Annotated in this window: 2 protein-coding genes; both read left to right on the forward strand. The window is 73.4% G+C overall.

Going from position 1 to position 7,841, the window contains the following annotated elements; genetic code table 11:
• Positions 1 to 29 precede the first annotated feature (29 nt).
• Positions 30 to 7,583 carry a type I polyketide synthase gene (locus HHX33_RS34235; RefSeq protein ID WP_259403156.1) on the forward strand — a complete coding sequence of 2,518 codons (7,554 nt, stop codon included), beginning with the start codon at positions 30 to 32 and terminating at the stop codon, positions 7,581 to 7,583.
• Between the two features lie 8 nt (positions 7,584 to 7,591).
• A partial coding sequence (locus HHX33_RS34240; RefSeq protein ID WP_182878191.1) for a beta-ketoacyl synthase N-terminal-like domain-containing protein occupies positions 7,592 to 7,841 on the forward strand: 250 nt, incomplete at its 3' end.

The following is a 7,841-nucleotide window of genomic DNA, read 5'->3' on the forward strand; positions in this document are numbered from 1 at the left end:
CGGCCACCACGAACCCGGCCGGTGCGGACCTGAGCCAGTGGCCTCCGGCCCAGGCCGGCGCGGTGGACCTCACCGACGCCTACCAGATCCTGCACGAACGCGGCTACGGCTACGGCCCGGCCTTCCAGGGACTACGCGCGGCCTGGCGACGCGGCGAGGAACTGTTCGCCGAAGTCGTCCTCCCCGACCACGAACACCAGGACGCCGCACTCTTCGGACTCCACCCCGCACTGTTCGACGCGGCACTGCACTCGCTGCACTTCGGCGTGGACGACACCGACGACGGCCCCACGATGCTGCCGTTCTCCTGGGCGGGCGTGTCGCTGAGCGCCGTCGGTGCGACGGCGCTGCGCGTCCGGCTGACGCCCGCGGGGCAGAACGCCTTCTCCCTGGAGATCGCGGACGCCGAGGGAGCACCGGTCGCCGCCGTGCGGTCGCTCACGTCGCGGCCGGTCGCGCCGGAACAGCTGCAGCCCGCGCAACTGCACGACTCGCTGTACCGGGTCGACTGGACGAAGCTGCCGGTGCCCCCGGCCGTCTCCCTGACGTACGCCGACTGGGCGGCCCTGGACCCGGCCGCGGCGACGGTGCCGGACGTCATCGTGCTCCGGGAGCCCTTCGGCGACCCGGACGGGGCTTCCGCGGACGAGGCCGGGGCGGTCAGGGCCGCGACCCACCAGGTGCTGGCCGTACTGCAGGAGTGGACGGCCGACGAGCGCTTCGCCGACAGCAGATTGCTGGTCGTCACCCGGGGGGCGGTCGCCCCGCTGCCCGGCGCGGACGACGTGACCGACCTCGCCGGCGCGGCCGTCTGGGGGCTGGTGCGGACCGCGCAGCGGGAGCATCCCGACCGGATCGTCCTGGCCGACCTGGACGACAGCGCGGACAGCGGAGTGGACGCCGGCGTGGACCTCGGTGCCGTCATGGGCATCGGCGAGCCGCAGGTGGCGATCCGCGACGGCGCCGCGTACGCGCCCCGGCTGGTCCGGGTCCCGGTCTCGGCGCCGGAGACGGCACCGGAAACGACACCGCTGACGTCGTTCCCGGCGGAGGGGACGGTGCTGGTCACGGGTGGCACCGGGATGCTGGGCCGGTTGGTGGCGCGGCACCTGGTCGTGGCGCACGGGGTGCGTCACCTGCTGCTCACCAGCAGGAGCGCCTCGGCCGAGAGCGCCGCCGACCTGATCGGCGAGCTTGCGGACCTCGGCGCGCGAGTGTCGGTGGCGGCGGCGGATGCCGCTGATCGCGCCTCGCTCGCAGGGGTGCTGGCGGGGATCCCGGCGGAGCACCCGCTGGTGGGAGTCGTGCATCTGGCGGGTGTGCTGGACGACGGTGTGATCGGGTCGCTGACGCCGGAGCGGATGGATCGGGTGCTGCGTCCGAAGGTGGACGCGGCGCTGAATCTGCACGAGCTGACGCGTGGTCGTGAGCTGGCGGCGTTCGTGCTGTTCTCCTCGGCGTCGGGGGTGTTCGGGACGCCGGGTCAGGGCAGCTACGCGGCGGCGAACGCGTTCCTGGACGCCCTCGCCGCGCACCGCCGGGCGAACGGCCTCACCGCCCAGTCGTTGGCCTGGGGCCTCTGGGCCGACGACGCCGGGATGGCCGGTGAGCTGGGCGACGCCGACCGGCAGCGGCTGAGCCGCAACGGTGTGGAGCCGCTGTCGGCCCGGCAGGGGCTGGAGCTGTTCGACGTCGCCTGCACCGTGGACTCCGGCACGCTGGTGCCGATCCGGCTGGACTTCGCCGCCCTCGCCGAAGCGGGAGCGGAGCTCCCGTCCCTCTTCCGCACCCTCGTCCGCGTACCCACTCGCCGGGTGGCCGCCGCGGCCGGCGGCGCGGCCTCCGCCGTACGGGAGAGGTTCGCCGGACTGACCGCGGCCGAGCGGGTCGCCGCCGCGCTCGACATCGTGCGTACGCAGGCGGCCGCCGTCCTCGGGCACGCCGGGGTGGAGGCGATCGAGCCCGACCGGGCGTTCGGCGAGCTGGGCTTCGACTCGCTCTCCGCCGTGGAACTCCGCAACGGACTGAACGCGGTCACCGGGCTGCGGCTGCCGGCGTCGCTGGTCTTCGACTACCCCAACGCGCTCGCCGTCGCCGAGCACATCGCGGCCGAGGTGGTCGGTGCCGACACCAGGCGTACGGCGGTGGCGGCCACGGCCGGTTCGGTCGACGAGCCGCTCGCGATCGTGGGCATGGCGTGCCGCTACCCCGGTGGGGTGTCCTCGCCGGAGGACCTGTGGCGGCTGGTCGCGGGCGGGGTGGACGCGATCTCCGACCTGCCGGTGAACCGTGGCTGGAACATCGAAGAGATCTTCGACCCCGACGGCAAGCGTCCGAACACCAGTTATGTGAAGTCGGGTGGGTTCCTGCACGAGGCGGCGGAGTTCGACGCGGCCTTCTTCGGGATCTCCCCGAATGAGGCTCTGGTGATGGACCCGCAGCAGCGGTTGCTGCTGGAGACCTCCTGGGAGGCGATGGAGCGAGCCGGGATCGACCCTGGCTCGCTGCGAGGCTCGTCGACCGGCGTGTTCGCCGGGATGATGTACCACGACTACGCCGCCAACGCGAACACCGGATCGATCGCCTCGGGCCGGGTGTCGTACGTGTTCGGGTTCGAGGGCCCGTCGGTGACAATCGACACCGCCTGCTCCTCCTCCCTGGTAGCCCTGCACCTGGCCGGGCAGGCACTCCGATCCGGTGAGTGCTCGCTGGCGCTGGTCGGCGGAGTCGCGGTGATGGCCACCCCCGACACCTTCATCGAGTTCTCCCGCCAGCGGGGGCTGTCGCCCGACGGCCGCTGCCGCGCGTACGGCGCGGGCGCGAACGGGACGGCGTGGGCCGAGGGCTGCGGTGTGCTGCTGGTGGAGCGGTTGTCGGACGCGCGGCGGCTCGGGCACCGGGTGCTCGCGGTGGTGCGGGGCACGGCGGTGAACCAGGACGGCGCGTCCAACGGGCTGACCGCGCCGAACGGTCCGTCGCAGGAGCGGGTGATCCGCCAGGCCCTGGCCAACGCCAGGCTGTCGGTGTGGGACGTCGACGTGGTCGAGGGTCACGGCACCGGGACGACGCTGGGTGACCCGATCGAGGCGCAGGCGGTTTTGGCGACCTATGGTCAGGATCGGCCTGAGGAGCGGCCGCTGTGGCTGGGGTCGCTGAAGTCGAACATCGGCCACACGCAGGCCGCCGCCGGCGTCGGCGGGATCATCAAGATGGTCATGGCCATGCACAACGGCGTCCTGCCCAAGACGCTGCACGCGGACGAGCCCTCCCCGCACATCGAGTGGTCGGCCGGCCACGTACGGCTGCTGACCGAGGCGATGCCGTGGCCGGAGGTGGACCGCCCCCGTCGTGCGGGTGTGTCGTCGTTCGGGATCAGCGGCACCAACGCCCACGTCATCATCGAGCAGGCCCCCGCCGACCTCGCCCCTGCGGATGTCCTCCTCGCTGAGGCCCCCTCCCCGGCCCTGCTCACCGGCACCGTCCTCCCCGCCACGCCGGAGCTGACCGACGGCACCGCGCAGGTCCCGGTCGAGAACGAGAGCGCGGCTCCGGTGGCGTGGGTGGTGTCAGGCAAGACGGCGGACGCGCTGGCCGGCCAGGCGGCCCGGGTGCTGTCCTTCGTGCAGGACCGCCCCGCCCTGAGCGTGGCCGACATCGGCTACTCGCTGGCGACGACGCGGGCGTCCTTTGAACGGCGGGCGGTGGTCACCGGTGGTGACCGGGCCGGGCTGCTGGCGGGGCTGGCGGCACTGGCGGAGGGCCGTACCGCACCTGGGGTGGTGCAGGGCGTCGCCCGTTCCGGTGGCAAGGTCGGTGTGCTGTTCACCGGTCAGGGCGCCCAGCGGCTCGGCATGGGCCGCGAACTCCACGCGGCGTTCCCCGCCTTCGCCCAAGCCTTCGACGCGGTCGTCGCTGAGCTGGATGCGCATCTGGATCGGCCGTTGCGTGAGGTGATCTGGGGCGAGGACCCCGATCTGGTGGACCAGACGGCGTATGCGCAGGCGGGGTTGTTCGCGGTGGAGGTGGCGCTGTTCCGCCTCGTGGAGTCGTGGGGGGTGCGGCCGGACTACCTGGCCGGTCACTCGGTGGGTGAGCTGGCCGCCGCGCACGTGGCCGGGATGCTGTCGCTTGCGGATGCGTGCCGGTTGGTGGCGGCGCGGGGCCGGTTGATGCAGGCCCTGCCGTCGGGTGGGGCGATGGTCGCGGTCCAGGCCACCGAGGACGAGGTCCTGGCGCTGCTGACCGAGGGGGTGGACATCGCGGCGGTCAACGGGCCGCGTGCGGTGGTCGTCTCCGGGCAGGAGGGCCCGGTTCTGGCCCTGGCGGCGCGGCTGGCGGAGCAGGGGCGGAAGACGCGCCGGTTGCGGGTCTCCCACGCTTTCCACTCCCAGCTGATGGAGCCGATGCTCGCCGACTTCCACACCGTGGCGGAGTCGCTGACCTACGGGCGGCCGTCCATCCCGATCGTGTCCACCGTCACCGGCGGTCTCGCCGACACCGGGTTCGGCACCGCGCGGTACTGGGTGGACCAGGTGCGCGGGGCGGTGCGGTTCGCCGACGCGGTGACCACCCTGGCCGCTCAGGGGGTGACCCGGTTCGTGGAGCTGGGCCCGGACGCGGTGCTGACCGCGATGGCCCAGCAGACCCTCGACGAGGCCGACACTGCCGTCTTCACCGCCACGATGCGGGCCGGACGGCCCGAGCCCGGCACGGTCGTGGCGGCGCTTGGTCAGCTGCACACCGCCGGCGTCCCGGTCGACTGGCAGGCCTTCTACGCCGAGACCGGCGCCCGCCGCGTCGACCTGCCCACCTACGCCTTCCAGCGCGAGTTCTACTGGCTCGAACACGAGCAGGAGGGTGTGGACGCGGCGGCCATGGGCCTGGAGCGCGTCGAGCACCCGCTGCTCGGCGCCGCGATCCCGGCCCCCGACTCGGACGGGATGTCGTTCACCGGCCGGCTGTCGGTCCGTACGCATCCCTGGCTGGCCGACCACCAGGTGCTGGACAACGTGCTCTTCCCTGGCACGGGCTTCGTGGAGCTGGCGGTCGCGGCGGGAGGCCAGGTCGGCTGCGCCGTCCTGGAGGAGCTCACCCTCGCGGCGCCGCTGCTGCTGCCCGAGGGTGATCCCGGCTCACGTGATCGCGGGATGCAGGTGCAGGTCGTGGTCGGCGCCGCCGACGACACCGACCGCCGTACGGTCGCGGTCTACTCCCGCAGGGAGAACGCTCCGGCGGACGAGCCCTGGACGCTGCACGCCGAAGGCACCCTCACCGCTTCCGCGCCCACCGCGTCCACGGGCCACCTGCAGTGGCCCCCGGCCGACGCCACCCCGGTGGACGTGAGCGACGCGTACGACATCCTGCACGAACGCGGTTACGGCTACGGCCCGACGTTCCAGGGCCTGAAGACGGCGTGGCGGCGCGGCGCGGAGATCTTCACGGAGGTGGAGCTTCCGGCACAGGCACGGGAGGACGCCGCCGCGTTCGGCGTGCACCCGGCGCTGCTGGACGCCGCGCTGCACGGGCTGGGTCTCGTGCCTCCGGACGGCGCGGCCGACCGGGAGCAGGCGCTGCTGCCCTTCGCCTGGCGCGGGGTCGTACTGCACGCGGCCGGAGCCGACGCGCTGCGCGTGCGGCTGACCTGGCTGAGCGACACCTCGCTGTCCATGGAGATCACCGACCGGTACGGCGTACCCGTGGCGTCGGTCGAGTCCCTGACCCTGCGTGCGACCTCGACCGAGCAGCTTCGGGCGGCGGAACCGGGCGCAGGCGACTCGCTCTTCCAGCTGTCCTGGACGCCGATCGCCGGCGCTCCGGCGGCGCTGCCCGTGTCGTGGGCGGCCTGGGCCGATCTGGCCGACGACGCCGTGCCTCCGGAGGTGGTCGTGCTGGACGCCGGCCACGGCCGCGACGCGGCGGCGGTGCGGGCCGCGACGCACCGGGCGCTCGCCGTACTGCAGGCCTGGGCGGCCGACTCCCGGTTCGCCGGTTCCACGCTGGCCGTGACCACGCGGGGCGCCGTACCACTGCCGGGAGAGGACTCCGTCGATCTCGCGGGCGCCGCGGTCTGGGGACTGGTGCGGTCCGCGCAGTCGGAGAACCTGGGCCGGATCCTGCTGCTGGACACCGACGACTCGGTGGACCTCGCGACGGTTCTGGCGACGGACGAGCCGCAGGTCGTCGTACGCGACGGCGCGATGCACGCGGCGAGGCTCGCCCGGCCGCCGGCCGCCGCCGAGGACGACACGCCCGCCGGGTCCTTCGGGCCGGACGACACCGTCCTGGTCACCGGCGCGACCGGCACACTGGGGCGGCTCGTCTCCCGGCACCTGGTCACCCGGTACGGCGTGCCGCGGCTGCTGCTGACCAGCCGCCGAGGGCTCGCCGCCCCGGGGGCCGCCGAGCTACGCGACGAACTGGCCGCGCTGGGCGCCGACGTGACGGTCGCCGCCTGCGACACCGCCGACCGCGCCGCGCTCGCCGAGCTCCTGTCGGCGGTGGACGTCACCGGCGTCGTGCACATCGCCGGCGTGCTCGACGACGGCGTGATCTCCTCGCTCACCCCCGAGCGCGTGGACCACGTGCTGCGCGCCAAGGTCGACGCGGCGCTGAACCTGCACGAACTCACCGCGGGCCGGAACCTCTCGGCGTTCGTGCTGTTCTCCTCGGCCGCCGGCGTGTTCGGCAACCCCGGTCAGGGCAGCTACGCCGCCGCGAACGCCTTCCTGGACGCGCTGGCGCTCCACCGCCGCGCCGCCGGTCTGACCGCGCAGTCACAGGCCTGGGGCCTGTGGGACGACGAGGGCGGCATCGGCGGGGGACTGACCGACGCCGACCGGCAGCGGCTCAGCCGTACCGGTGTGGAACCGCTCACGGAGGAGCAGGGCCTCGCGCTGTTCGACCTGGCCTGCGCCGGGGACGCGGCCACGGTGGTGCCGATCCGGCTCGACCTGGCCGCGGTCGCGGCCGGCAACGAGCCGCCGGCCCTGCTGCGCGGCCTCGTACGCCGACCGGCCCGGCGCGGCACCGGGAACGCGTCGGCCGCCGCCGCCCTGCGGAGCAGCCTGGCCGGTCTGTCCGAGACCGAACGCCAGGCGGCACTGCTGGACATCGTGCGCACCCAGGCCGCTCTGGTGCTGGGGCACAGCGGCTCGCAGGCCATCGAGCCGGACCGCGCGTTCGGCGAGCTGGGCTTCGACTCGCTGTCGGCCGTCGAGTTCCGCAACGGACTGAACACGGTCACCGGGCTGCGCCTGCCGGCGACGCTGGTCTTCGACTACCCGAACGCGCTCGTGCTCGCCGCCCACCTCGACCGAGAGCTGGCGACCGACGCGGACGGACAGAACGGCTCGGCGGACACCGAGGAACGGGTCCGCCGGATCCTGAATGCGATTCCCCTGAGCAGGCTGCGCGACGCGGGCCTGCTGGACACCCTGCTGGAACTCGGCGGAGCCCGCGCCGAGTCCGCCGAATCGGCCGCCGATTCGGCACCCGCGGCTTCCATTGACGAAATGGACGCCGAGAGTCTGATCAACATGGCGTTCCAGGGCCTGGAATTCGACGATATGACGCAGGAATTGTGAGGTTGGCGATGAGTGACTCCGACGTCAAGCTGGTCGAGGCGCTACGGGCCTCGCTGAAGGAGACGGAACGGCTCCGCGGCGAGCACCGCAAAATCATCGCCGCCCAGCATGAGCCGATCGCCATCATCGGAATGGCGTGCCGGTATCCGGGTGGGGTGTCCTCGCCGGAGGATTTGTGGCGGCTGGTGTCCGATGGTGTGGACGCGATTTCGGATTGGCCGGCTGATCGTGGCTGGGATGTCGAGGGGTTGTTCGATC

It is taken from the genome of Microbispora sp. H10670, assembly GCF_014161385.1.
Lineage (GTDB): Bacteria > Actinomycetota > Actinomycetes > Streptosporangiales > Streptosporangiaceae > Microbispora > Microbispora triticiradicis.